This window comes from Pseudomonas sp. M5, from assembly GCF_016907075.1.
Lineage (GTDB): Bacteria > Pseudomonadota > Gammaproteobacteria > Pseudomonadales > Pseudomonadaceae > Aquipseudomonas > Aquipseudomonas putida_E.
Genome location: NZ_JAFBBH010000001.1, coordinates 3,942,463 through 3,968,133 on the forward strand (window position 1 = coordinate 3,942,463; position 25,671 = coordinate 3,968,133).

Annotated in this window: 20 protein-coding genes and 1 pseudogene; 14 read left to right on the top strand and 7 right to left on the bottom strand. The window is 63.1% G+C overall.

The genetic code is table 11. The annotated features are described in order from the left end of the window. Positions 1-60 precede the first annotated feature (60 nt). Both JOE27_RS18000 and ptsP read left to right on the top strand, forming a co-directional pair. The gene (locus tag JOE27_RS18000; protein ID WP_003249017.1) at positions 61-540 is read left to right on the top strand and encodes an RNA pyrophosphohydrolase; all 480 of its coding nucleotides are present in this window, start codon (positions 61-63) and stop codon (positions 538-540) included. 22 nt (positions 541-562) lie between these two features. Then, positions 563-2,842 carry a phosphoenolpyruvate--protein phosphotransferase gene (gene ptsP / locus JOE27_RS18005; protein WP_046787005.1) on the top strand — a complete coding sequence of 760 codons (2,280 nt, stop codon included), beginning with the start codon at positions 563-565 and terminating at the stop codon, positions 2,840-2,842. Between the two features lie 114 nt (positions 2,843-2,956). Here the strand turns inward: ptsP and JOE27_RS18010 are convergent, their stop codons facing one another. Next, complete coding sequence (locus JOE27_RS18010; RefSeq protein WP_174141037.1) at positions 2,957-3,703, bottom strand: NRDE family protein; 747 nt, start codon at positions 3,701-3,703, stop codon at positions 2,957-2,959. A 129-nt stretch (positions 3,704-3,832) separates the two neighbouring features. Between JOE27_RS18010 and JOE27_RS18015 the strand changes: the two genes are divergently transcribed. The 3 genes from JOE27_RS18015 to JOE27_RS18025 are packed head-to-tail and all read left to right on the top strand — an operon-like array spanning position 3,833 to position 6,462. Next, entirely contained in the window at positions 3,833-4,615 is a 783-nt protein-coding gene (locus tag JOE27_RS18015; protein ID WP_046787007.1) for a sulfite exporter TauE/SafE family protein, read from the top strand. Between the two features lie 16 nt (positions 4,616-4,631). Then, positions 4,632-5,441 carry a prolipoprotein diacylglyceryl transferase gene (gene lgt / locus JOE27_RS18020; RefSeq protein WP_046787008.1) on the top strand — a complete coding sequence of 270 codons (810 nt, stop codon included), beginning with the start codon at positions 4,632-4,634 and terminating at the stop codon, positions 5,439-5,441. Positions 5,442-5,490: 49 nt separating this feature from the next. Beyond that, positions 5,491-6,462, top strand: a complete 972-nt coding sequence (locus JOE27_RS18025) for a thymidylate synthase (protein WP_012312270.1) — start codon at positions 5,491-5,493, stop codon at positions 6,460-6,462. A 41-nt stretch (positions 6,463-6,503) separates the two neighbouring features. On the opposite strand, the gene cadR is transcribed toward JOE27_RS18025, so the two are convergent. Further along, positions 6,504-6,947 carry a cadmium resistance transcriptional regulator CadR gene (cadR, locus tag JOE27_RS18030; protein ID WP_119688108.1) on the bottom strand — a complete coding sequence of 148 codons (444 nt, stop codon included), beginning with the start codon at positions 6,945-6,947 and terminating at the stop codon, positions 6,504-6,506. Between the two features lie 82 nt (positions 6,948-7,029). On the opposite strand from cadR, the gene JOE27_RS18035 reads away from it, so the two are divergent. From JOE27_RS18035 to JOE27_RS18055, 5 genes are all read left to right on the top strand, one after another. After that, positions 7,030-9,282: a heavy metal translocating P-type ATPase gene (locus tag JOE27_RS18035; protein ID WP_204919391.1), complete on the top strand. Its 2,253-nt coding sequence runs from the start codon at positions 7,030-7,032 to the stop codon at positions 9,280-9,282. A 100-nt stretch (positions 9,283-9,382) separates the two neighbouring features. Continuing rightward, complete coding sequence (locus JOE27_RS18040; protein WP_046787012.1) at positions 9,383-10,252, top strand: LysR substrate-binding domain-containing protein; 870 nt, start codon at positions 9,383-9,385, stop codon at positions 10,250-10,252. Positions 10,253-10,369: 117 nt separating this feature from the next. Then, positions 10,370-11,428 carry a putative 2-aminoethylphosphonate ABC transporter ATP-binding protein gene (locus tag JOE27_RS18045; protein WP_046787013.1) on the top strand — a complete coding sequence of 353 codons (1,059 nt, stop codon included), beginning with the start codon at positions 10,370-10,372 and terminating at the stop codon, positions 11,426-11,428. A 1-nt stretch (position 11,429) separates the two neighbouring features. Next, on the top strand, positions 11,430-13,154 hold the full coding sequence (locus JOE27_RS18050) for a putative 2-aminoethylphosphonate ABC transporter permease subunit (RefSeq protein ID WP_046787014.1): 1,725 nt from the start codon (positions 11,430-11,432) through the stop codon (positions 13,152-13,154). Positions 13,155-13,184: 30 nt separating this feature from the next. Further along, on the top strand, positions 13,185-14,210 hold the full coding sequence (locus JOE27_RS18055) for a putative 2-aminoethylphosphonate ABC transporter substrate-binding protein (RefSeq protein ID WP_204919393.1): 1,026 nt from the start codon (positions 13,185-13,187) through the stop codon (positions 14,208-14,210). An 83-nt stretch (positions 14,211-14,293) separates the two neighbouring features. Here JOE27_RS18055 and JOE27_RS18060 read toward each other — a convergent pair whose 3' ends face one another. Continuing rightward, positions 14,294-15,658 carry a GTPase/DUF3482 domain-containing protein gene (locus tag JOE27_RS18060; protein ID WP_125923622.1) on the bottom strand — a complete coding sequence of 455 codons (1,365 nt, stop codon included), beginning with the start codon at positions 15,656-15,658 and terminating at the stop codon, positions 14,294-14,296. Then, entirely contained in the window at positions 15,651-17,042 is a 1,392-nt protein-coding gene (locus JOE27_RS18065) for a DUF2868 domain-containing protein (RefSeq protein WP_204919395.1), read from the bottom strand. Before JOE27_RS18065 ends, JOE27_RS18060 begins: the two co-directional genes overlap by 8 nt. Positions 17,043-17,098: 56 nt before the next feature. Here JOE27_RS18065 and JOE27_RS18070 point away from each other — a divergent pair, with 56 nt between their 5' ends. Beyond that, a complete protein-coding gene (locus JOE27_RS18070; protein ID WP_204919397.1) occupies positions 17,099-17,614 on the top strand; it encodes a dihydrofolate reductase in 516 nt (171 codons plus the stop codon). Between the two features lie 34 nt (positions 17,615-17,648). On the opposite strand, the gene JOE27_RS18075 is transcribed toward JOE27_RS18070, so the two are convergent. Beyond that, positions 17,649-19,040 (bottom strand): L-cystine transporter, encoded by a 1,392-nt coding sequence (locus tag JOE27_RS18075; protein ID WP_046787019.1) that lies wholly within the window; start codon positions 19,038-19,040, stop codon positions 17,649-17,651. A 340-nt stretch (positions 19,041-19,380) separates the two neighbouring features. Here JOE27_RS18075 and JOE27_RS18080 point away from each other — a divergent pair. Further along, positions 19,381-19,647: pseudogene (locus JOE27_RS18080) on the top strand (haloacid dehalogenase-like hydrolase); the annotation flags it as partial. Positions 19,648-20,029: 382 nt separating this feature from the next. Here JOE27_RS18080 and ilvD read toward each other — a convergent pair. Continuing rightward, positions 20,030-21,871, bottom strand: a complete 1,842-nt coding sequence (gene ilvD, locus JOE27_RS18085; protein WP_046787021.1) for a dihydroxy-acid dehydratase — start codon at positions 21,869-21,871, stop codon at positions 20,030-20,032. Positions 21,872-22,350: 479 nt separating this feature from the next. Here ilvD and mgtE point away from each other — a divergent pair, with 479 nt between their 5' ends. Further along, positions 22,351-23,406 (top strand): magnesium transporter, encoded by a 1,056-nt coding sequence (gene mgtE / locus JOE27_RS18090; RefSeq protein WP_125923626.1) that lies wholly within the window; start codon positions 22,351-22,353, stop codon positions 23,404-23,406. A gap of 39 nt (positions 23,407-23,445) precedes the next feature. Here mgtE and JOE27_RS18095 read toward each other — a convergent pair whose 3' ends face one another. Then, positions 23,446-24,642: a class I SAM-dependent rRNA methyltransferase gene (locus tag JOE27_RS18095; RefSeq protein ID WP_046787023.1), complete on the bottom strand. Its 1,197-nt coding sequence runs from the start codon at positions 24,640-24,642 to the stop codon at positions 23,446-23,448. Positions 24,643-24,851: 209 nt separating this feature from the next. On the opposite strand from JOE27_RS18095, the gene JOE27_RS18100 reads away from it, so the two are divergent. Further along, positions 24,852-25,670, top strand: a complete 819-nt coding sequence (locus tag JOE27_RS18100) for an HDOD domain-containing protein (RefSeq protein WP_174141113.1) — start codon at positions 24,852-24,854, stop codon at positions 25,668-25,670. The last annotated feature ends 1 nt before the right edge of the window (position 25,671 follow it).

A 25,671-nucleotide genomic window follows, 5' to 3' on the forward strand; every position in this document is an offset into this window, starting at 1 on the left:
TTGCTGCGCTCGCAGGCTTTGTGGAACAATGCGGTGACATGCGTTTGCGAGGTTGCTACCGTGATCGACCCGGATGGTTTTCGCCCAAATGTCGGGATCATTCTCACGAATGATGCCGGGCAGGTGCTATGGGCTCGGCGGATCAACCAGGATGCCTGGCAATTCCCTCAGGGTGGTATCAACCCTGACGAGACGCCGGAAGATGCCCTGTACCGCGAGCTGAACGAAGAAGTTGGCCTTGAACGCGATGATGTGGAAATTCTTGCCTGCACCCGCGGCTGGTTGCGTTATCGTTTACCCCAGCGTCTGGTACGTACCCACAGCCAACCGCTGTGTATCGGCCAGAAGCAGAAATGGTTTTTGCTGCGCCTGGTGAGCAATGAGCAACGGGTGCGGATGGACCTGACCGGCAAGCCTGAATTCGATGGCTGGCGCTGGGTCAGCTATTGGTACCCGCTGGGCCAGGTGGTGACCTTCAAGCGTGAAGTGTATCGCCGCGCCCTGAAAGAGCTAGCACCGCGTCTTTTGACGCGCGACTGACGACGGAGTTCGACCCCGAGCCATGCTCAATACGCTGCGCAAGATCGTCCAGGAAGTGAACTCCGCCAAAGATCTCAAGACGGCGTTGGGGATCATTGTCTTGCGCGTCAAGGAGGCCATGGGCAGCCAGGTCTGCTCGGTCTACCTGCTCGACCCGGAAACCAACCGCTTCGTGCTGATGGCCAGCGAAGGCCTCAACAAGCGATCCATCGGCAAGGTCAGCATGGCCCCCAACGAAGGCCTGGTTGGTCTGGTCGGTACCCGGGAAGAGCCGCTGAACCTGGAAAACGCCGCTGATCACCCACGGTACCGCTACTTCGCTGAAACGGGCGAGGAGCGTTTCGCGTCCTTCCTGGGTGCACCGATCATCCACCACCGTCGTGTGGTCGGCGTGCTGGTCATTCAGCAGAAAGAACGCCGCCAGTTCGACGAGGGTGAAGAAGCTTTCCTGGTCACCATGAGCGCTCAACTCGCCGGGGTTATCGCTCACGCCGAGGCCACCGGCTCGATTCGTGGCCTGGGCCGCCAGGGCAAGGGCATCCAGGAAGCGCGCTTCGTCGGCGTACCAGGCTCGCCGGGTGCTGCCGTCGGCCGAGCCGTGGTCATGTTGCCGCCTGCCGACCTTGAGGTGGTGCCGGACAAGACGGTCGAAGACATCGACGCTGAACTCAAACTGTTCCACAACGCCCTCGAGGGCGTGCGCGCCGACATGCGCAAGCTTTCGGCCAAACTGGCCACCCAGTTGCGCCCGGAAGAACGCGCGCTGTTCGACGTGTACCTGATGATGCTTGAGGACGCAGCCCTCGGCGGTGAGGTGACTGACGTCATCAAGACCGGCCAGTGGGCCCAGGGCGCCCTGCGCCAGGTGGTCGGCGAGCACGTCAGCCGGTTCGAGCTGATGGACGACGATTACCTGCGCGAGCGCGCCTCGGACGTGAAAGACCTCGGTCGCCGTCTGCTGGCCTACCTCCAGCAAGCCCGTTCGCAATCGCTGGTGTATGCCGACAACACCATCCTGGTCAGCGAGGAACTGACCCCGGCGATGCTGGGTGAGGTGCCGGAAGGCAAGCTGGTGGGCCTGGTCTCGGTGCTGGGCTCGGGCAACTCCCACGTTGCCATCCTGGCCCGTGCCATGGGTATCCCGACGGTGATGGGCCTGGTCGACCTGCCGTATTCCAAGGTCGATGGTATCGAGCTGATCGTCGATGGCTACAAGGGCGAGGTGTTCACCAACCCCAGCGACGTGCTGCGCAAGCAATACAGCGAGGTGGTCGAAGAAGAGCGTCAGCTGGCCCAGGGCCTGGATGCGTTGCGCGAACTGCCTTGCATCACCCCGGACGGCCATCGCATGCCGCTGTGGGTCAACACCGGCCTGCTTGCCGACGTGGCCCGTGCCCAGCAGCGGGGCGCCGAAGGGGTGGGCCTGTACCGCACAGAAGTGCCGTTCATGATCAACCAGCGCTTCCCCAGCGAAAAAGAGCAGTTGGCCATCTATCGCGAGCAGTTGGCGGCGTTTCACCCGCTGCCGGTGACCATGCGTACCCTCGACATCGGCGGGGACAAGGCGCTGTCCTACTTCCCGATCAAGGAAGAAAACCCGTTCCTGGGGTGGCGTGGCATCCGCGTGACCCTCGACCACCCGGAAATCTTCCTGGTCCAGACCCGCGCCATGCTCAAAGCCAGCGAAGGCCTGAACAACCTGCGCATTCTGCTGCCGATGATCTCCGGCATTCACGAACTGGAAGAGGCGCTGCACCTGATTCACCGCGCCTGGGGCGAGGTGCGTGACGAAGGCACGGACGTGCCGATGCCACCGGTTGGCGTGATGGTCGAGATCCCGGCCGCGGTTTACCAGACCAAGGAGCTGGCGCGTCAGGTGGATTTCCTTTCGGTAGGCTCCAACGACCTGACCCAGTACCTGCTGGCAGTAGACCGCAACAACCCGCGGGTTGCCGACCTTTACGACTACCTGCACCCGGCAGTGCTGCAAGCCTTGAACACCGTGGTGCGTGATGCCCATGGCGAGGGCAAGCCAGTCAGTATCTGCGGCGAGATGGCCGGTGATCCGGCAGCAGCGGTCCTGTTGATGGCCATGGGCTTCGACAGCTTGTCGATGAACGCCACCAACCTACCGAAGGTGAAGTGGATGCTGCGCCAGATAAACATGAGCAAGGCCAAGGAGCTGCTGGCCGATGCCCTGAGCCATGACAACCCGCAGGTTATCCACAGCTCGTTGCAATTGGCGCTGAAGAACCTGGGGCTGGCGCGGATGATCGGGCCAGAGGCCAACAAGACCCTGTGAATTATGGGGCCGCTTTGCGGCCCTTTCGCGACACAAGGCCGCTCCTACAGGCGACGCGACCCTGGTAGGAGCGGCCTTGTGTCGCGAAAGGGCTGCAAAGCAGCCCCATGGCCCTCAAACCCAAAGCTCAACCTCCCCCAGGTGGCCCCCAAAAGGCCCGAAACTGCGCTCGACAAGCCGTCTTTTACCCTGATCATCCACGATCAGCACCGTACTGGCCCGCGTCCCATAATTCTGGCTGGCAATAAACACACTCGACAGCAGCTTCTCTGTCGCCACCCCCACGCCAGTTTCCGGCAGCTCTGCCTCAGGCGCCGTCTCACCATCGGCCAGCAACGCCATCAAACGCTGTGGGTCTGCTGACCCCAGTAACCGTTCCAGCCCGTCGCGCGCCTTGACCAGCTTGGGCCACGGCGTATCCAGCCCGGCATTGGAAAGCCCATACACCCCAGCCGCCAGCAAGCGCGGCGCCGCGTCTCGAGCGTGCAGATACCCCAGGCGCACACCATCGCCCACCAGCAGGTTGAACCCCGAATACTGCTTGCTGCGGCTGGCGACCTGGTCCAGATAGGCCTCGACCCCAAGTTCACCCTGCAGGTATGCCGCCACCAGCTCGCCGCGTGAGCGGGGGCCCAACGGCTGCCCTGGGTCGCGAATGTTGGTCAGCGCGGCGAACCGCCCCTGCGGCCCCACGCCCAGCCAGGTACCACCGGCCTCCAGGTCACGCCCTGCATGCACGCCGGGCGCATCTTCCCAGGCTGCCAGCGCCTGCGTGGGCCGGGCATAGAACTCGTCGCGGTTGGCCGCCACGATCAGCGGCAGGGCATGCCCTGGCCGCCAGGCGAATACGATCAGGCACATAGGTTGGGCCTCTGGGTTTTTTGCCACTCTACCCACTGCGGCGGCGCCGATCCATCCTGTCACAGAGTTCACTAGAGCCCCGAGCCCGGCTTCCGTTACCATGCCGGATTGTTTTTTCGGGGACGACGAATGGAGTTCGCACTCTATCTGCTTCTGGGCGCCTGTGCCGGCGTGCTGGCCGGGCTGTTCGGCGTGGGCGGCGGCATCATCATCGTGCCGGTGCTGGTGTTCAGCTTCACCCTGCAGGGCTTCGACGCTTCGGTGCTCACTCACCTGGCGGTGGGTACCTCGCTGGCAACCATCGTCTTCACATCGATCAATGCCGTGCGCGAGCACCATCGTCGGGGCGCGGTGCAGTGGCCGATCTTCGCCTGGATGACCGTGGGTATCCTGCTGGGCGCCGGGGTGGGCGCGAAGACGGCTTCGCTTATCCAGGGCCCGCTGTTGCAGAAGATCATCGGCGTATTCGCGCTGATCATTGCCGCGCAGATGGCACTGGACCTCAAGCCCAAGGCCAGCCGCGGCATTCCCGGCAAGCCCGCACTGATCGGTGCCGGTGGCGTGATCGGTTGGGCCTCGGCGATCTTCGGCATCGGCGGTGGTTCGTTGACCGTGCCATTCCTGACCTGGCGCAGCCTGCCGATGCAGCAGGCGGTGGCCACGTCTTCGGCCTGCGGCCTGCCGATTGCCGTGGCCAGCGCCCTGAGTTTCATGTGGCTGGGTTGGCACGATGAGCATCTGCCAGCCCATAGCGTGGGCTTCGTGTACCTGCCAGCGCTGGTCGGCATTGCCGTGACCAGCATGTTTTTCGCCCGCTTCGGCGCGCGGCTGGCGCACAAGTTGTCGCCCCGCCTGCTCAAGCGCTTGTTCGCCGCGCTGCTGTTTTGCGTAGGCCTGAGCTTTTTGATTTGAAACCAGAGGAATATCCATGCTGCCTTACCCGCAGATAGACCCCGTGGCCGTTGCGCTCGGGCCGCTGAAAATCCATTGGTACGGCCTGATGTACCTGATCGGCATTGGTGGCGCGTGGCTGCTCGCCTCGCGCCGGCTCAACCGTTTCGACCCCACCTGGTCGCGTGAAAAGCTCTCTGACCTGGTGTTCTGGTTGTCGATGGGGGTGATCGTCGGCGGGCGCTTGGGTTATGTGCTGTTCTACGACCTGCACGCCTACCTGGCCAACCCGACGTTGATCTTCGAGGTATGGAAGGGTGGCATGTCGTTCCACGGCGGCTTCATCGGCGTGATGCTGGCGGCCTTGTGGTTCGGCAAGCGCAACAACAAGTCATTCTTCGAACTGATGGACTTCGTCGCACCGCTGGTGCCGATTGGCCTGGGGGCAGGGCGTATCGGCAACTTCATCAACGCCGAATTGTGGGGCAAGCCGACCGACGTGCCGTGGGCGATGATCTTCCCGCCGTTCAGCGACCCGGCCCAGCTGCCGCGCCACCCATCGCAGCTGTACCAGTTCGCCCTGGAAGGCGTGGCGTTGTTCGCGATCCTCTGGCTGTTCTCGCGCAAGCCGCGCCCGACCATGGCGGTTTCCGGGATGTTCGCCCTGTTCTACGGCATCTTCCGCTTCATCGTCGAATTCGTCCGCGTGCCGGATGCCCAGCTGGGCTACATTGCCTGGGGCTGGCTGACCATGGGTCAGATACTCTGCATCCCGATGATTCTGGCCGGCCTCGGATTGATCTGGTGGGCTTATAATCGCAAACCCACGGCGAAACCCGCCATCTGATTCCCAACGGCAGGGGCGATCCCCCTGCCGTTCTTGCTACAGGTAAGCCATGAAACAGTATCTGGACCTGGTCCGTGACGTCATCGAAAACGGCACTCTGCAGGAAAACCGCACGGGCATCCGCACCATCAGCCTGCCGGGCGCCATGCTGCGCTTCGATCTGCAAAAGGGCTTTCCGGCCATCACCACGCGCAAGCTGGCATTCAAGTCTGCCATCGGCGAAATGGTCGGCTTCCTGCGTGGCGTGAAGAACGCGGGTGAATTCCGCGAACTGGGCTGCAAGGTGTGGGATCAGAACGCCAACGAGAACGCCCAGTGGCTGGCCAACCCGTTCCGCCAGGGCCATGACGACCTCGGCGAGATTTACGGTGTGCAGTGGCGCCAGTGGCCGGGCTACAAGCGCATCCCGCTGAGCAACCCGGCAGCGATCGAGATGGCCGAAAAAGCGGGCTTTCGCAGGATTGCCCAGGACGAGGAAGATGGCCAGGCGTTCGTCGTGCTGTACAAGGCCATCGACCAAGTGCGTCAGTGCCTGGACACCATAGCCAACGACCCGGGCAGCCGGCGCATCCTGTTCCATGGCTGGAACTGCGCGCAGCTGGACGAAATGGCGCTGCCGCCGTGCCACCTGCTGTACCAGTTCCACCCCAATGTCCAGACCAGGGAAATCTCCCTGACGCTCTACATCCGCTCCAATGACTTGGGCCTGGGCACACCGTTCAACCTCACCGAAGGTGCGGCGCTGCTGTCGCTGTTCGGCCGCCTGACGGGCTATACGCCGCGCTGGTTCACGTACTTCATTGGCGATGCCCATGTGTACGAAAACCATCTGGACATGCTTAACGAGCAACTCAAGCGCGAGCCGCTGGAAGCACCGAAGCTGGTGATCAGCGACCGCGTGCCTGCGTTCGCCGAGACGGGCAAGTACGAGCCAGAATGGCTGGAGAAGATCGAACCGAGCGATTTCAGCCTGGAAGGCTATGAGCACCATGCACCGATGACGGCGCCGATGGCGGTCTGATTCGCGCAAATGCCCAGGGCTGCGCAGCAGCCCCAGCGGCTTCAATGCCCGTGGCTACGCCCCACGTGCGAATGCTCGGTATCCGGCACGGATACGGCTCCGTTCACCTCCAAACGCTGCAAGATCGCGCATTCCTCTCCCTGCGCACTGCACCGTCTGCGTAACTCCACCAGTTGCTCCTGCAATGCCACCAGGCCATCGATCCGCGCCTGCACGTGTTCGATATGTTCGTCTATCAACGCATTGACGCTGCCACATGAGCCCGCCGGGCTATCGCGCAGGCGCAAAAGGCTGCGTATTTCGTCCAGGGTCATGTCCAGGGTGCGGCAGTTGCGGATAAAGGTCAGCCGCTCGACATGGGCCTGGGTGTACAGCCGGTAATTACCGTCGGTACGCGCTGGCTCTGGCAGTAGCTGCTCACGCTCGTAATAACGAATGGTCTCCACCGCACAGTCGGTGGCTTTGGCCAGTTCTCCGATTTTCATGGCGATTCTCCATCAGGTGGCTTGACCCTATAGTGGCTACAGGGTGTTCACTTGGCAACAGGTGCTCACTAAGGATGACCCCATGAACCAGCCTGTCAGCCACGAACACGTGCATGACCATGACCACGTCAACGCCGGTAAAAGCCATTGCCACGACGCACATGCGCACAGTTGCTGCGGTTCCAGTGCGGCGCCTGCGTTTGTGCAATTGAGCGAAAAGGCCAGTGACCAGGCCCGGCTCAGCCGTTTTCGCATACAAGCCATGGACTGCCCGACAGAACAGACCTTGATCCAGGACAAGCTCGGCAAGCTGGCCGGCATCGAGCAGCTGGAGTTCAACCTGATCAACCGCGTGCTGGGCGTGCGCCATACCTTGGATGGCACTGCTGAGATCGAGCGGGCCATCGAAAGCCTGGGCATGAAGGCAGAACCGCTGGCTGTAGAGGATGAGGGTGGCGTGATCGCACCCGCGCCAGCCAAGACTCGCTGGTGGCCATTGGCATTGTCCGGCATCGCGGCGATCGCCGCTGAAATCATCCATTTCAGCGCGCTGGCGCCCGAGTGGGTGGTAGCCGCGCTGGCGCTGGCAGCGATCCTTGGCTGTGGCCTGGGCACCTACAAGAAGGGCTGGATTGCCCTTAAAAACCGCAACCTGAACATCAACGCGCTGATGAGCATTGCCGTGACCGGTGCCGTGCTGATCGGCCAGTGGCCTGAGGCGGCCATGGTCATGGTGCTGTTCACCATCGCCGAACTGATCGAGGCACGTTCACTTGACCGTGCGCGCCATGCCATCAGTGGCCTGATGCAGCTTACGCCGGACATGGCCACGGTGCAGCAGGCTGACGGCCAATGGCGTGAGGCCGAGGTGCGCCACGTAGCGATCGGTGCGCTCGTGCGGGTACGCCCCGGTGAGCGTATCGGCCTGGACGGTGAAGTGGTCAGTGGGCAATCCAGCGTCGATCAGGCACCGATCACCGGCGAGAGCCTGCCTGTGGACAAGGCCCCTGGCGACAAGCTGTTCGCCGGCACCATCAATCAGGCCGGCGCTCTGGAGTACCGGGTAACTGCAGTGGCAGGGCATTCCACATTGGCCCGTATCATCAAGGCCGTTGAGCAGGCGCAGGGCGCTCGAGCGCCTACCCAGCGTTTCGTCGATACCTTCTCGCGCATCTACACGCCTGTGGTGTTCGCCCTGGCTTTGGCCGTAGCGCTCATCCCGCCGCTGCTCATGGCCGGCGCCTGGTTCGACTGGGTCTACCGCGCCTTGGTGCTGTTGGTGGTGGCCTGCCCATGTGCCCTGGTGATTTCCACCCCGGTGACCATTGTCAGTGGCCTGGCGGCTGCGGCGCGCAAGGGCATCCTGATCAAGGGGGGTGTGTACCTGGAAGGGGGCCGCAAGCTGGACTTCCTGGCCCTGGACAAGACTGGCACTCTCACCTACGGCAAGCCGGTGCAGACCGATACCAAGGTGCTAGACCCATTGTTCGAAGGCCGCGCCCAGGCACTGGCGGCAAGCCTGGCCGAGCGCTCAGACCACCCGGTATCGGCTGCCATCGCCCAGTTGGCCAGGGCGCAGGGGCTGGCCCTGAGTGAGGTCAGCGCGTTCGCTGCCTTGGCGGGGCGCGGTGTGCGTGGTGACATCGATGGCGAAACCTATCACCTGGGCAACCATCGTCTGGTCGAAGAGCTGGGCTTGTGCTCACCGCAGCTCGAAGCACAGTTGGACCAACTCGAGCGCCAAGGCAAGACCGTGGTGCTGTTGCTCGACCGCTCTGGCCCGCTGGCGCTGTTTGCCGTCGCCGACACGGTCAAGGACAGCAGCCGTGAGGCTATCGCCGAGCTGCACGCGCTGGGCATCAAGACTGTCATGCTTACCGGCGACAATCCCCATACCGCCCAGGCCATCGCTGCCCAGGTCGGTATCGACCGCGCCGAAGGCAACCTGCTCCCTGCCGACAAGCTGAGCACGATCGAGCAGCTCTACGCCCAGGGGCACCGGGTTGGCATGGTCGGTGATGGCATCAACGATGCGCCGGCGCTGGCCCGTGCCGAGATCGGTTTCGCCATGGCGGCTGCCGGTACCGACACCGCCATCGAGACCGCCGATGTGGCGCTGATGGATGACGACTTGCGCAAAATCCCGGCCTTCGTCAGGCTGTCGCGGCAAAGTGCGGCGATCCTTAAGCAGAACATCGTGCTGGCGTTGGGCATCAAGGCCATCTTCCTGGCAATCACCTTTGCCGGCATGGCCACGCTGTGGATGGCGGTGTTCGCCGACATGGGCGTAAGCCTGCTGGTGGTGTTCAACGGCCTGCGCCTTTTGCGCAAGTAGCAGCTGCAAGCTACAAGCTGATCGAGGTGGAATCGAGACTTATGAAACTACACAGCGCTGCCTCTGCTTACGGCTGCTTTTGCGGCTGCGGAGCCCAGCAATGCTGAGTGCCGAGCTCAAAGCCTTCTACATGGTGGCCCGCCTGGGCAGCATCACCCTGGCGGCGAAGAAGCTTGGCCTCAGCCAGCCGACGGTGACCACCCAGATCCGCAACCTCGAAAGCCAGTACGCGGTGGAGCTGTTCTACCGCGGCGGCCGGCGCCTGGTGCTGAGCGAGGAGGGCGTGCGCCTGCTGCCAATGGTCAAGGCGCTGCTGCAACAGGAAGCCGACATCGAGTTCGAGCTGCGCAACAGCGGCCATGCCCAAGGCAACCTGCGCATCGCTGCCACCGCGCCGTATTACATCCTCGATCTGGTGAAGATCTTCCGTGAGCGCTTGCCACAGGTGGGCGTGGCCGTGGAGATCGGTAATTCGCAGCAGGTGCTGGAGATGCTGGAGGACTACCGCGTCGATCTCGCCGCCTCGTCACAGTTGGTGGAGGATGCTCGCCTGGTGAGGCGCGTGCTGGGCACTGACCCGCTGGTGGTGGCGGTGCACCGCAATCACCCGCTGGCGCAGCGTCAGGTGGTGTCTATCGAGGTGGTGGCAGGGCAATGCCTGCTGATGCGCGAGAAAGGTTCGACCACGCGCAAACTCACCGAAGAAATGATGCACGGCGCTGGGGTGAAGGCCGAAGCGGTGCTGGAAATCGGCAGCCGCGAGTCGATCCGTGAGGCGGTGCTGCGCAATATCGGCATCAGCGTGATTGCCCGGCACGAGGTGCCGCACAACTCGGAGCTGCGGGTGCTGACACTGGAAGATGCGCCGGTGATGCATGAGTACCTGTACTGCCTTAAGGAAAGACGCCAGGCCCGGTTGCCGGCAGCCTTCCTCGGGGTGGCGCAGGAAGTGGTGGGGTCGCAGTTCTGAACCTGCAACGTCACTACAAAATCTGCCTATACCACTATCGCCCGCTTTTGCCTCGCCGCCACAGAACCTTCGCACAGCCTTTCTAGCATGGCCACATCTGCTCGATGAGGCTTTGCCATGAACCACGCCACCCCGGGCGCACAAATGAAAGTGCGCGGTATCCACAAGCGTTTCGGCGCCTTCACGGCGTTGAACGATGTCTCCCTGGACATCGCCGCCGGCGAGCTGGTTTGCCTGCTCGGCCCTTCCGGCTGCGGCAAGACCACCCTGCTGCGCTGCATCGCAGGGCTGGAACGCCAAGACCGTGGCGAGTTGTACATCGGTGAGCGTGACATCAGCGAATTGCCCCCACAGGCGCGTGACTACGGCATCCTCTTTCAATCTTACGCGCTATTCCCCAACCTCACCGTCGAAGCCAACATTGCCTACGGCCTGAACCGCAGTGGCCGTGAAGAAAGCCGCCAGCGCGTAGCCGAGATGCTGGACCTGGTAGGCCTGGCCGGCAGTGAAAAGAAATATCCCGGGCAATTGTCCGGGGGGCAACAGCAGCGGGTTGCGTTGGCCCGTGCCCTGGCCCCGTCGCCTTCGCTGCTGTTGCTCGACGAGCCTATGTCGGCGCTGGATGCGCGTGTGCGTGAGCACCTGTGTACCGAACTTCGACAGCTGCAGCGTCAACTGGGTATCACCACGCTGATGGTCACCCACAACCAGGACGAAGCCATGCTGATGGCCGACCGCATTGCGGTGATGAACAACGGCCAGGTCGAGCAGTACGCCACCCCTCAGGAAATCTACGATCAGCCGTCCACGCCGTTCGTTGCCGAGTTCGTTGGCCAGGGCAACTGGCTGCCGTTTCAGCGTACTGGCGACAGCCATGCCCAGGTGGGCGCCATGAGCATGCGCCTGGCAGCGGGTGCGCCGCGGGCCAGCAGCGGCCGGTTGTTCTGCCGCCCGGAGGCTATCACTGTCAACCCGGTGGTGCATGAAGAAAACCTGTTCCCGGCCAAGGTCCGCGAAATCACATTCCTTGGCAACCGCTGCCGCATGAGCTTTGAATTCAAGGCCCTGCCGGGCCATCCGCTGCTCGCCGAACTGGCGCCAGAAGCCATGCCACACTTGGGCTCGCAGGACATCTGGGTGGCCCTGCCGCCGCAGAGCCTGCAGGTGTTTGCCTGAGATGGCCGCGCCCATGCCTTTGCCGCTGGCCCAGCCCAAGCACACAGCGCGCAATGATGTTGCATTCGGTGATCGGCTGTTCGTCGTCGGTGGCAAGTGCCTGCTGCTGGCCTTGCTGTTGCTGGCGGTGCTGATGCCGTTGCTGGCGATCTTCTGGCGCGGCTTCAGCGGCGATGCCGGCCAGGGTGGCGGTCTGCTGGCGGCCCGTGAACTGTTTGCCAGCGACAACTTCCACTGGCTGCTTGGCAACAGCTTGTCGGTTGCCTTCACGGTTGCCGCGATCGTGGTCCCCCTGGCATACCTGTTCGCTTATGCCTTGCAGCGCACGCTGATCCCGGCCAAGGGGCTGTGGCGGGGTATCTCGCTGCTGCCACTGCTGGCACCGTCGATGTTGCCGGCGATTGCCCTGGTCTACCTGTTCGGTAACCAAGGCCTGCTGCGCGGGTTGCTCAGTGACAACATCTATGGCTTCTGGGGCATAGTCCTGGGGGAGGCCATCTACACCTTCCCGCATGCGCTGATGATCCTGCTGTCGGCCTTGTCGCTGGCCGATGCACGGTTGTTCGATGCCGCCTCCAGCATGGGGGCCGGGGCGTCGCGGGCGTTTCGCAGCATTACCTGGCCGGCAACGCGCCAGGCGGTGTTCGCGGCGTTCTGCCTGGTGTTCACCCTGACCATCACCGATTTCGGTGTACCGGTGGTTGTCGGTGGCGACTACCAGGTGCTGGCGCTCGAGGCCTACAAGGCGGTCGTCGGCCAGCAGCAGTTCGGCCGGGGTGCATTGATCGGCATGGTGCTGCTGGTGCCGGCATTGCTGAGCTTTGCGGTCGATGCCTGGCTGCGTCGCCGTCAGGGCGAGGCCATGAGTGGTCGTGCCCAGGTATTCGAACCCAAGCCGTCGCCCGGGCGTGATGCCTGTTATCTGGTGATCGTCATGCTGGTATGCACGGTGCTGGTGGGCGTGATCGGCATGGCGGTGTACTCGTCACTGGTGACCTTCTGGCCCTACAACCTGACCTTGTCGTTCAAGCACTACATGTTCGAAGACACCGCCGGCGGTGGCTGGCTGGCCTATCGCAACAGTGTGACCATGGCCATCGGCACCGCGCTGATCGGCAGCATGGTGATCTTTGCCGGTGCCTACCTGATGGAGAAAACCCAGGGCCAGCGTTTGCTCAACCAGGCCCTGCGCCTGCTCAGCTTCATCCCCATGGCGGTACCGGGGTTGGTGCTGGGCCTGGGCTATGTCTTCTTCTTCAACCTCAATGGCAACCCACTGCACGTTTTCTATGGCGGCATGGGGCTGTTGGTGGTGTGCACCATCGCCCACTACCTGACCACTGCGCAGATGACCGCAACCACGGCGTTGCGCCAGCTCGATGGGGAGTTCGAGGCCGCCGCGCTGTCGCTCAAGGCGCCGTTGTACAAGCACTTCGTGCGGGTGACCGTGCCGATCTGCCTGCCTGCACTGCTGGACATCATCCGTTATCTGTTCGTCTCGGCCATGACCACGGTATCGGCGGCAATCTTCCTGTACAGCCCCGACACCATCCTCGCCGCCGTCGCCGTGCTGAACATGGACGATGCCGGCAATGTCGGCGGCGCTGCCGCCATGTCGACCTTGATCCTGCTGACCAGTGCGGCTGCATCGCTGCTGCTGGCCGGCGCTTCCCGCGGCCTGCTGCGCCGCTCCCAGGCCTGGCGCCAGCGCGCTCCCGGCCATTGACCGACTGCCCACACTGACAGGAAACGCATCATGTTCAAGCCCCTCGCACTTGCCGCTGCCGTGACCGCTGTATTCAGCCTGCAGGCTTCGGCCGCCACTACGCAGCTGACCGTCTACACCGCCCTGGAAGCCGAGCAGCTCAAGACCTACAAGCAGGCCTTCGAAAAGGCCAACCCGGACATCGAAATCAAGTGGGTGCGTGACTCCACCGGCATCATCACTGCCAAGCTGCTGGCCGAGAAAGAGCGCCCGCAGGCCGATGCGGTGTGGGGGCTGGCGGCTTCCAGCCTGGCCATCCTCGACCAGAACGGCATGCTCGAAGCCTATGCACCGAGAGACCTGGGCAAGATCTCCGCCAACTACCGTGACGCCGCCAACCCTCCGGCGTGGGTCGGCATGGACGTTTGGGCCGCGACGATCTGCTTCAATACCATCGAGGCCCAGAAGCAGGGCCTGAGCAAACCGGTGAGCTGGCAGGACCTGACCAAGCCGGAGTACAAGGGCAAGATCGTGATGCCGAACCCGGCGTCGTCCGGTACCGGTTTCCTGGATGTGAGCGCGTGGCTGCAGACCTTTGGCGAGCCTCAGGGCTGGGCCTATATGGACGCGCTGCACCAGAACATCGGCCAGTACGTCCATTCCGGCTCCAAGCCTTGCAAACTGGCAGCGGCAGGGGAGTTCCCGATCGGTATCTCCTTCGAGTACCCGGCGGTGCAGCTCAAGCGCCAGGGCGCGCCACTGGATATCGTACTGCCCAAGGAAGGCCTGGGCTGGGAGATCGAGGCGACTGCAGTGATCAAAGGTTCACCGAAGGCTGATGCCGCCAAGCGGCTGGCGGATTTCTCGGCAAGCCCTGCGGCCATGGAACTGTACAAAGAGAACTTCGCTGTACTCGCTGCCCCGGGTATTGCCAAACCGCAAACCGAGCTCCCCGCGGACTACGAGCAGCGCCTGATCAAGAACGACTTCGCCTGGGCTTCGAAGAACCGCGACCAGATCCTGGCCGAGTGGCGCAAGCGTTATGACGGCAAGTCGGAGAAGGTGGCGCAGCAGTAAGCTCTGCGGGGCCTGTGCCCTCAGGTTGGCAACGCCAACCCTGAGGGCGCGGGTTTACCCGCGATCAGGCTGGATCGGATAGCTCAAATCTGCAATACCAGTGCTTCCAGCTGTTCCTGCCGCTCAGTCTGGTTCACTCGCGCTCCCGGATTGAGCGTCGACCACTGCGGATGCGCCCGCGCTTTGCTCAGCGCCTCGGGAAGCTTGCCTTCACGCCAGGTTTTCTCGTCCGGCTCATTCAGGCGAATACTGTTCTGTGCTGCATGCCCGCGGCTATCCAGTGCTGCCATCAACTGTTGCTGACGCAACGCCAATAGCCGCAACACCGTATCGTCCACCGTCAGCTCGCGCTGGCCCTTCAGTTTGCCCATCAACCGTGCGCCATAGTTGCGTGCAGTCTGCAGGGCTCCGCCGGCAATGGCTCCGGCCAAGGCGGCAGCACCGAGCGTAAGGCCACCGACCAGCAAGTCGACCCCCGCGCCGGCCGCAGCCCCTGCCGCCACGCCGCTGCCCAGGCGTACGCCCAATAGCTTCAAGGTTTCGGGGTTGAACAGGTCATCGCCCCAGCGCCCGTTCAACAGCGGCAGGTCACCGGCATTGGCATCTTCGCGACGGAAACCGTAGAGCTTCAGAAGCGCTTCGACGCAGCGCTGTTCTCGCTGGCGCACCTCCTGGCGCAAGGCCTCGATGGCCTTGGCTTCAGCCGCTGGTTCAGCTTCGACGCTGCGCCGACACGCAGCGCAGTCGAGCAGCAGCTCAGCGATCAGCCGTTTACCGCTGTGCTGGCGGGCCAGCCGCTGTGCCTGCTGGTCGTCGATCAGCCGCTGCAGGGCGGGGCGGGCGTCTTCCAGCAGCAATGCCAAGCTCTCGTAAAGGCGGCGCTCGCCGTCTTCAGGGGGCGCAACGCTGTCGAACCTTACCAGCGCATGCAGCCCGAGGCGGGCCAGGGCCTCACGCCATTCAGGTTCGCGATGCTGGCTGCTGGCGACGAAGTTGAGCACCGGCAGCAATGGCTTGCCGCAACTGGCCAGCACCTCCAGTTCGTCGCGGTATTTGGCCAGCACCGGCTCGCGCGCGTCGATCACATACAGGCCGGCATTGCTTGCCAGCAACTGGCGCAGCACCTTGGCTTCCTGCTCGAAGCGCTGGCGTGCTTCGCTGCCCTGCAGAAAGCGCTCCAGCCGTGCCGGGCCGTCCAGGCGCTCGCCCGGCCGTTCGAGGCGTTCCAGGTAGTCGAGCAAGGCAATGGCATCTTCCAGCCCGGGGGTATCGTAGAGCTCAAGCAGCGGCTCACCGTCCACCGAAAGGCGCGCGCCCTCGACGTGGCGGGTGGTGCTCGGGCGATGAGACACCTCACCGAAGCCGACATCGCGGGTCAGGGTGCGCAGCAGCGAGGTCTTGCCGACATTGGTGTGGCCGACCACGGCCAGTTTCAGGGGCTCAGTCATGGCCATGCTCCAGCCAGCTCATGGGGGCGGTGTCGGCGTGGGGCAGGCCCAGGCGGTCGAGGGCTTCATGCCAGTCCCCCAGGCGCTCGGCGTCCAGGACCTGGCCTGGGGCAGCCTGCAACAACCAGATGCGCGTGGCACCGGCATTGCGTGCCAACTCTGCCAGAAGTGCCAGGCTGCCGCGGTCAGGTGAGCGGCGGGGGTCGCAGGCGATGGCCAGGCGTGCCGGAGGGAAGCGGCTCAACTGCTCGAGCAGCCGGTTGCGCGATTCACGGCTGTCGAGTAGGCCGGCGTCGGTCACCCCCTTGGCCAGCGCAGGCGGCCATGGGCGCTGGTCGTCCAGTTCGAGGCCGACCAGCAAGGCTCCACTGCTGCCGGTTTCCAGTTGACCTGCCTGGAACTGTGGCAACGCTTCGGGGGCGGTGTCCTGCACACCAATCCGTTCGCTGCGGGGCATCAGTGCATCGCGCAGTTGGGCGTAGCCGGGCAGGCTGAGGTCCAGGGCCAGGCGTCGGCGACCTTGGTACCAGCGCCAAAGGCACAAGCCAGCCAACAGCAGGCGCGGCAGCAGGCCATAAACCAACACTACGCCCAGCAGCCAGCTGGCCCAGGACTGGCGGGCGATATCAACGGCAAGCTGGGTGTCGCCGCTGGCGCGGATCATGCCCTCGTCCGGCACGGCAAAGCCGAGCAATGAGGGCAGGGCACCAAGCGTTTGGGTAAGGGTGATGAAGGGCTCGGGGGCGAGCAGGGTGGTTTCCCAGACGAAGCCGTAGCGCCGGGTGGCAAGCAACACCAGCAGTAGTGTCAGCGCACTGAGCATGGCCGCCAGCCACAAGCTGTGTACGAGCAGGCCAAGCAACCAGCGGTTGAGGCGCTGGCGCTGCAGTAGCACCAGCAGTGCTGGCGCCAGGTGTACGGCCTTGGTGTCGCGCGCGAAGCGTTCGCTCAGCCAGAGCCACAGCCGTCCGAGGCTGGCGCCATGTTCGCCACTCAAGGCCAGCCCGGCGGCCCAGCCCAGAAGCATCAGCAGGTTGAGCCCGAGCAGGCTGCCCAGCGCCCAGAACACGTTGACCGGGCGCAGGCCATCGCCGAGGGCGGCAAAGGCAAGGCCCGCGCCGCTGAGTATGGCCAACAGCAGCAACGCCAGCAGGGCCAGGCGTGCGCCTTGTTTCCAGTGCTGCAGGGCAGTGGTCATGCCATCCCGTTCGGCCAGGAACAGTGCGCGCGCTTCGATGCGGGCTGCCAGGTCGCCGCCCTGCTGGCGGGCGTGGCGGTTGGCTTCCTGATCCTCCAGGGGGCCGGCGTGTTCCTCGCGCAGGCGCACCGCTTCGGTGAGCCAGCGCTTGTCCAGTGGAGTATGTCCAGTCACAGGGTATTCCATTGCACACGGTTCAGGGCGCAAGCATAACCCACCATGGGTTTGCTATCCTCGCCGGCATGACTACTTCACTCCCCCTCAGCCTGATTGCGGCCCTCGCCGAGAACCGCGTCATCGGCATCGACAACACCATGCCCTGGCACTTGCCGGGGGATTTCAAATATTTCAAGGCCACCACCTTGGGCAAGCCGATCATCATGGGCCGCAAGACCTGGGACTCGCTGGGCAGGCCGCTGCCGGGGCGCCTGAACATCGTGGTCAGCCGTCAGGCCGGCTTGGTGCTGGCCGGGGCCGAAGTGTTCGCTTCGCTCGAAGATGCGCTGGAGCGCGCTGAGCAGTGGGCACATGAGCAGGGTGTTGACGAACTGATGCTGATCGGCGGCGCGCAGTTGTACGCTCAGGCCCTGGAAAAGGGCTTGGTGAACCGTATGTATCTGACCCGGGTGGAGCTTTCGCCGCAAGGGGATGCGTGGTTCCCGGAGTTCGACAAGGCGCAGTGGCAGCTGGCATCGAGTGAGCCGCAGGCAGAAGCGGACAAGCCTGCGTATCACTTCGAGGTGTGGGACAAGTCTTGAAGTGGTTGGGGCTGCGCAAGCAGCCCCGTCTATATCAGGATTGGCTCAGCTCGGCATGCTCTTCGCCGGCCAGCACATCCTTGTCGGTTTCTTTCAACAACTGGCTGGTCACCACGCCCGCCGTCATCGAGCCGTTCACGTTCAAGGCCGTTCGGCCCATGTCGATCAGCGGCTCAACCGAAATCAGCAGTGCCACCAGCTCGACCGGCAGCCCCATCGCTGGCAGCACGATCAGCGCTGCGAAGGTCGCACCGCCGCCCACGCCGGCAACGCCAGCGGAACTCAAGGTCACGATGGCCACCAAGGTCGCGATCCACAGCGGGTCGAAGGTGTCGATACCCACTGCCGGGGCCACCATCACCGCCAACATGGCCGGGTAGAGCCCGGCGCAGCCATTCTGGCCAATGGTTGCACCGAACGAGGCGCTGAAGCTGGCGATCGACTGTGGTACGCCCAGGCGACGGGTCTGCGCCTCGATGTTCAACGGGATGCTCGCCGCGCTGGAGCGGCTGGTGAAGGCGAAGGTCAGCACCGGCCATACCTTGCGCAAGAAGCGCAGCGGGCTGACGCCGGTTGCGGCCAGGATGATGCCGTGCACCACGAACATCAGGCCCAGGCCGATGTACGACACGACGACGAAACTGCCGAGCTTGAGGATGTCGTCCAGGTTAGAGCTGGCCACCACTTTGGTCATCAGCGCCAGCACGCCGTACGGGGTCAGCTTCATCACCAGGCGCACCAGGCGCATTACCCAGGCCTGCAGGGTATCGATGGCCGAAAGGGCGCGTGCGCCCTTCTCGGAGTCATCCTTGATCAGCTGCAGCGCGGCCAGCCCGACGAACACTGCGAAGATCACCACGCTGATGATCGAGGTCGGCTTGGCCCGTGCCAGGTCGCCTACCGGATTGCTTGGGATGAACGAAAGCAGCAGTTGCGGGATGTTGAGGTCGGCGACCTTGCCGGCATAGTCACTGTGGATGGCCTGCAGGCGTGCGCTTTCCTGTACGCCTGCCACCAGCCCCTCGGCGCTCAGGCCGAACAGATTGGTCAGGGCGATACCGATCAGCGCAGCGATGGCAGTGGTCAGCAGCAGTGTGCCGATGGTCAGGACGCTGATGCGGCCAAGCGCGGAGGCGTTGTGCAGGCGGGCCACGGCGCTGAGGATCGAGGCGAAGATCAGCGGCATGACGATCATCTGCAGCAAGCCGACATAGCCGTTGCCGACCAGATCCAGCCAGCCGATGGTGGCCTTTAGTACCGGGTGGCCGGCACCGTAGAGGGTGTGCAGCACCAGGCCGAAGCCCACACCCAATGCCAGGCCGAGCAGGACTTTCTTGGCCAGGCTCCAGTCGGTATGGCGAGTTTGCGCCAGGCCCAGCAGCAAGGCCAGGAACACCAGCAGGTTGAGAGACAGCGGCAGGTTCATTGAAGCTCCAGGAAAAAGCAGAAGAGGCATCGCCTCTGTGAGCGATTGCGAACGGAAATGCTAACAGCCTGAAAACAAACGAATTTATACCCAAAGGTAATTTGCTTAGTCGTTTATGGAATAACAGGTGGTCGCAAATAGCAATGAACACGACGTTTACAATTGTATGAGCGTCGCAGTGGAGGGGCGCTCGGGTGGTTTGATGGTCTAGTTTTTCCCGATCATTTCAGGGGATTCGTACATGAGGTTTGCTCCGAAAGCCTTGGCCATCGGTTTGTCCCTGCTGTTCAGTATCGAAAGCGGAGCCACTGAGCTCAAGCATTAGCCAGCCGAGGCGGCCAAGCAGGCGGCGATCCTCACGTATATCGATGAGTGGAAGAAGCCGGTGCTGGTGGGCGGTGATACCCCGGCCAGTGATGGCTACATGCAGTTTCAGGGCGTGGATATTGACAGGGGCGGTATCCACCTGTGGATAAACCGCAAGGCCAATTACATGGACCAGTTGAACGGGATGATCGCCAGGAACGCGGTGGCCCAGGCCAAGGCGGGGTTGCCGGTGACAGCGGACAAGAACTGGGTGATCGTCACGCCGGAGCAGATTCAGTAGGCCATTGGATGCCTGTGCAGGCCCACATGGACCGCGCAGTTCCTGAGGTCTGCGCTGTACCTGTGGGAGACTCTATGGTTATCAGCAAGCCATTTTCGCGCCTTTGGTGACCTATTCGTTCTGATTTTTCCTCAGGGCGAATGCCACTCGTGCGAATTTTCTAGCCAGGATTATCTTTGCGGGGCTTTCTTTTGAGTCTTGCATCGGATTTACCGGCCCTATCGCCGGCAAGCCGGCTCCCACTGGGTTTGCGCTGAGCTTGAGAGCAGCGGGGTACCTGTGGGAGCCGGCTTGCCGGCGATAGGGCCGCAAAGCGGCCCTAAATCACTTGACTGCCTGGCACTAGGGCTCAGGGGGCCGGTTTCTTCACGTCATCAAGGCCTCACAGCCCTTCAAGCATCGCCTTGTTGCGCACAGCACCCTTGTCGGCACTGGTCGCCAGCAGGGCGTAAGCTTTCAGCGCGGTGGTCACCTTGCGTGGGCGCACTTCGGCCGGTTTCCAGCCTTTCTTGTCCTGCTCCACGCGGCGTGCAGCCAGCTCTTCATCACTGACCTGCAGGTTGATCGAACGGTTGGGGATGTCGATCAATACCTTGTCGCCGTCACGTACCAGGCCGATGGCGCCACCAGCGGCGGCTTCTGGTGAGGCATGGCCGATCGACAGGCCCGAAGTACCACCCGAGAAGCGGCCATCGGTGAGCAACGCGCAAGCTTTGCCCAGGCCTTTGGATTTCAGGTACGAAGTCGGGTAGAGCATTTCTTGCATGCCCGGGCCGCCTTTCGGGCCTTCGTAGCGGATGATGACGATGTCACCGGCCTTCACTTCGTCGGCGAGGATGCCGCGCACCGCGCTGTCCTGGCTTTCGAAGATCTTTGCGTTGCCTTCGAACACGTGGATCGACTCATCGACACCTGCGGTTTTCACCACGCAGCCGTCCAGGGCGATGTTGCCGTACAGCACGGCCAGGCCGCCTTCCTGTGAGTAGGCATGTTCGAAGCTGCGGATGCAGCCGTTTTCACGGTCGTCGTCCAGGGTTTCCCAACGGGTCGACTGGCTGAAGGCCGTCTGGGTCGGAATACCCGCCGGGCCGGCTTTGAAGAAGGTGTGCACCGCCTCATCGTCGGTCTGGGTGATATCCCACTTGGCGATGGCCTCTTCCATGCTGCGGCTGTGTACCGTAGGCAGGTCGGTGTGCAGCAGGCCGCCGCGGGCCAGCGAACCGAGGATGCTGAAGATGCCGCCGGCGCGGTGGACGTCTTCCATGTGGTACTTCTGGATGTTCGGCGCCACTTTGCACAGCTGCGGCACTTTGCGCGACAGGCGGTCGATGTCACGCAGGTCGAATGCCACCTCGCCTTCCTGCGCTGCGGCCAGCAGGTGCAGGATGGTGTTGGTCGAACCGCCCATGGCGATGTCGAGCATCATGGCGTTTTCGAACGCCTTGAAGTTGGCGATGCTGCGCGGCAGGACCGACTCGTCGTTCTCGCCGTAGTAGCGCTTGCACAACTCGACGATCGTACGGCCGGCGGTGAGGAACAGCTGCTCACGGTCGGCGTGGGTGGCCAGGGTCGAACCGTTGCCAGGCAAGGCCAGGCCGAGTGCTTCGGTCAGGCAGTTCATGGAGTTGGCGGTGAACATGCCGGAGCAGGAACCGCAGGTCGGGCAGGCGCTGCGCTCGTACTCGGCAACCTTTTCGTCGGAGGCCGAGGAGTCTGCAGCAATGACCATGGCGTCGACCAGGTCCAGGCCGTGGCTGGCCAGTTTGGTCTTGCCCGCTTCCATCGGGCCGCCGGACACGAAGATCACCGGGATGTTCAGGCGCAGGGCGGCCATCAGCATGCCGGGGGTGATCTTGTCGCAGTTGGAAATGCACACGATGGCGTCGGCGCAGTGGGCGTTGACCATGTATTCCACGGCGTCGGCGATGATCTCGCGGCTGGGCAGGGAGTACAGCATGCCGTCATGGCCCATGGCGATGCCGTCATCGACCGCAATGGTGTTGAACTCTTTGGCCACGCCACCGGCGCGTTCGATCTCGCGGGCGACCAGTTGGCCCAGGTCCTTCAGGTGCACATGGCCCGGGACGAACTGGGTGAACGAGTTGGCGATGGCGATGATCGGTTTCTTGAAATCTTCGTCCTTCATCCCGGTGGCGCGCCACAGGGCACGGGCGCCGGCCATGTTGCGGCCTTGGGTGGAAGTCTTGGAACGATAATCAGGCATGAAGCACTCCTGGCGGCTTAATCAGGTCACAAAAAGGGGAGTGAGCTTCTCTTTTCCTATGCGCCTTAGGCCGGTTGCCACTGGCACGGATGGGGCCGAAGACACAACGGGATCGCCGCGTGCTCGACCAGAGCTCATAAACCCGCCGGGGATGACTGGCGATGAATAGCCCGATTCTACACCGCTGGCGCGGCGAGGGAATGGCGATGTGTCTGGGCGGTGGCTTGGGGAGCATGACCGGCACTTTGTAGGACCGATCTGAAAAGCCCGGTGCGCAGCTGACAGGTGCGCATTGGCTGCTTATTATCCGCCGCGCCGCATGTGCGGTATCACGAGACAACACCTCAATGGACCTTCCCAGTTTCAGTTCATACAGAACCTGCAAATTGGCACTGAGCGCGCCGTCGCCAGGGCTTCCGAAGGCTTGAGCTCGTGTGGCTGAGGTTTACGGGTGCCTGCGTCGGCGCCTGGAGAATCTCATGCAACACACTTCCGATTTCGTCGTTTCCCCGTTCGACCTGCGTCAGGCTGCACAGGCGCGTCGTGATGGCCTGCTTCATCCTGAAGGCTACCCCGAGGGCACAGCCGGTTACCTGATGACCAGCGAGTATTCGTGTCTGGATGCCGGCCTCACTGCCAGCCAGGCGATCGACATGCTGCGCCGCGAGGCCGCAGATGCCGAAACCATCTATCAGTCCTATGTGCTCGACGAGAAACGCAACCTGCTGGGTTCGCTTTCCCTGCGCGAGCTTATCCTTGCGGCGCGTGAACAGCCGATCGAGCAGCTCATGGTGCGCAAGGTCATCTGCGTCTGTACCTCGACCCGCCAGGAGGAAGTGGCGCGGTTGATCCGCGAGCACGACCTGCTGGCGGTGCCGGTGCTGGATGAGGCCGGCCGTTTGGTCGGCCTGGTGACCTGCGATGACGCACTCGATGTGGTCGTCGAAGAGGCTACCGAGGACTTCCACAAGGGCGCCTCCATCACCAACCACGTGGGCAATCTCAGGGACGCCACTGTCAGCCTGCTGTACCGCAAGCGGGTGCTGTGGCTGGTGCTGCTGGTGTTCGGCAATCTGTTTTCGGGGGCGGGGATCGCGGCATTCGAGCAAACCATTGCCGCGCATATCGTCCTGGTGTTCTTCCTGCCGCTGTTGGTGGACAGCGGTGGCAACGCGGGCGCGCAGTCGGCGACATTGATGGTGCGTGGCTTGGCAACGGGTGAGGTGGTGATGCGCGACTGGTTGCGCATGCTGGCACGTGAATGCGCTGTGGCGCTGGCGCTGGGCGGCACCATGGCAGTGGCGGTGGCATCGCTGGGGGCGCTGCGCGGAGGGGCGGATGTCGCCTTGATCGTTGCCAGCAGCATGCTGGTGATCGTCCTGCTGGGCAGCCTGATTGGCATGAGCCTGCCCTTCATGTTCACCAGGCTCAAGCTCGACCCGGCCACTGCCAGCGGGCCGCTGGTGACTTCTATCGCCGATGCGGCAGGGGTGCTGGTGTATTTCGGTATTGCTTCTTACGTGCTGGGCATCTGAGGCACCCAAGGGGCCGCAGCGCGGCCCCTTGGACGTGAATCAGCTGTTGGGCAGCAACCGGCAGGTAATGCTCTTGATATAGCGGGTTTCAGCGATGGCCGGGTGAACCGGGTGGTCCGGGCCCTGGCCGCCGCGTTCGAGCATTTGCAGGTTGCGGTCCAGGTGGCGGGCGCTGGTCAGCAGGATGTTGTTCAGGTCGTCTTCGGGCAGGTGCATCGAGCACGAAGCACTGACCAGGATGCCGTCCTTGGTCAGCATGCGCATGGCCTGTTCGTTGAGGCGGCGGTAGGCGGCTTCGCCGTTTTTCAGGTCTTTCTTGCGCTTGATGAACGCGGGTGGGTCGGCAATGATCACATCGAAGCGCTCTTCAGCGGCCTTCAGTTCGCGCAGTGCCTCGAACACGTCGCCTTCGATGCAGGTCAGTTTTTCGCTGATGCCATTGAGCGCGGCGTTACGCTCCACGCCATCCAGTGCAAAGCCCGAGGCATCCACGCAGAACACTTCGCTGGCGCCGAATGCGCCGGCCTGCACGCCCCAACCACCGATGTAGCTGAACAGGTCGAGCACACGCTTGCCTTTGACGTAGGGCGCCAGGCGCGCGCGGTTCATGCGGTGGTCATAGAACCAGCCGGTCTTCTGCCCTTCGCGTACCGGCGCTTCGAACTTCACGCCGTTTTCTTCCAGCGGGACCCAGTCCGGCACTTCGCCGTAGACGGTTTCGACGTAACGCTGCAAGCCTTCGGCGTCACGGGCGGCGGAATCGTTCTTGAACAGGATGCCGCTGGGCTTGAGGACCTGGACCAGGGCGGCGATCACGTCGTCCTTGTGCAGTTCCATGGTGGCCGAGGCCAGTTGCACCACGAGAATGTCGAAGAAGCGGTCGACCACCAGGCCCGGCAGCAGGTCGGAATCACCATAGACCAGGCGGTAGCACGGCTGGTCGAACAGGCGCTGGCGCAGGGACAGGGCGACGTTGAGGCGGTGTACCAGCAGCGACTTGTCCAGCGGCAGCTTGGCATCGCGTGACAGCAGGCGGGCGCAGATCAGGTTGTTCGGGCTCAGCGCCACGATACCCAGCGGCTTGCCGTTGGCGGCCTCGAGGATCGCCTGTTGGCCGGCCTGAAAGCCCTGCAGCGGCGTCGCGGTGACATCGACTTCGTTGCTGTAGACCCACAGGTGGCCGGCGCGCAGGCGGCGGTCGGCATTGGCTTTGAGGCGAAGGCTGGGCAGGGACATGACGTCGCTCCGGGAAAAAAGAGCGGGAGTATAACCGGTTGGCCCTTGATTCGGTGCAGGGTACGACAAACTGCCCTGCCTGTTCGCGGGCACAAGCGCTATAAGTCGAGCGACCTACAGGGTTAGAATCCCCCGTCCTCAACGAGTATGTACGTATGTCCCAAGAACTCAGCGCCGAACAGATCCAGCAAGCCTTGCAAGGCATTACCATCCCGCCGCAACCGCAGATCATGGTCGACCTGCAGTTCGAGCAGTACATGCCCGACCCGGACCTGGAAACCATCGCCAAGCTGATTTCCCAGGACCCGGGCCTGTCCGGTGCCTTGCTCAAGCTGGTCAACTCGCCGCACTTCGGGCTGTCCAACAAGATCGGTTCGATCCAGCGTGCGGTGAACCTGCTGGGTAGCCGTTCGATCATCAACCTGATCAACGCCCAGTCGATCAAGGGCGAGATGAGCGACGAGACCATCGTTACCCTCAACCGCTTCTGGGACACTGCCCAGGACGTGGCCATGACCTGCCTGACACTGGCCAAGCGCACCGGCATCCAGGCGGCGGACGAGGCCTACACCCTCGGGCTGTTCCATGATTGCGGCGTCCCGCTGATGCTCAAGCGTTTCCCCAACTATATGGATGTACTTGAAGAGGCCTACGCCAAGGCTGATGCGCAAACACGCGTGGTCGACACCGAGAACCGTGCATTCAACACCAATCATTCGGTGGTCGGCTATTTCACCGCCAAGTCCTGGCGCCTGCCGGAGCACATCAGCGCGGCCATCGCCAACCATCACAATGCCCTGGCCGTGTTCCGCGAGGAGTCGCCGCGCAACACCCAGAGCCAGCTGAAGAACCTGCTGGCGGTGCTGAAGATGGCCGAACACATCTGCGCGTCCTGCCGGGTCTTGGGCAACCAGCATGTCGACCATGAGTGGAATGCGGTCGGCCCGCTGGTACTGGACTACATCGGTTTGTCGGAGTACGACTTCGAGAACCTCAAACAGACCATTCGCGAGCTGGGCGGGCACTGAT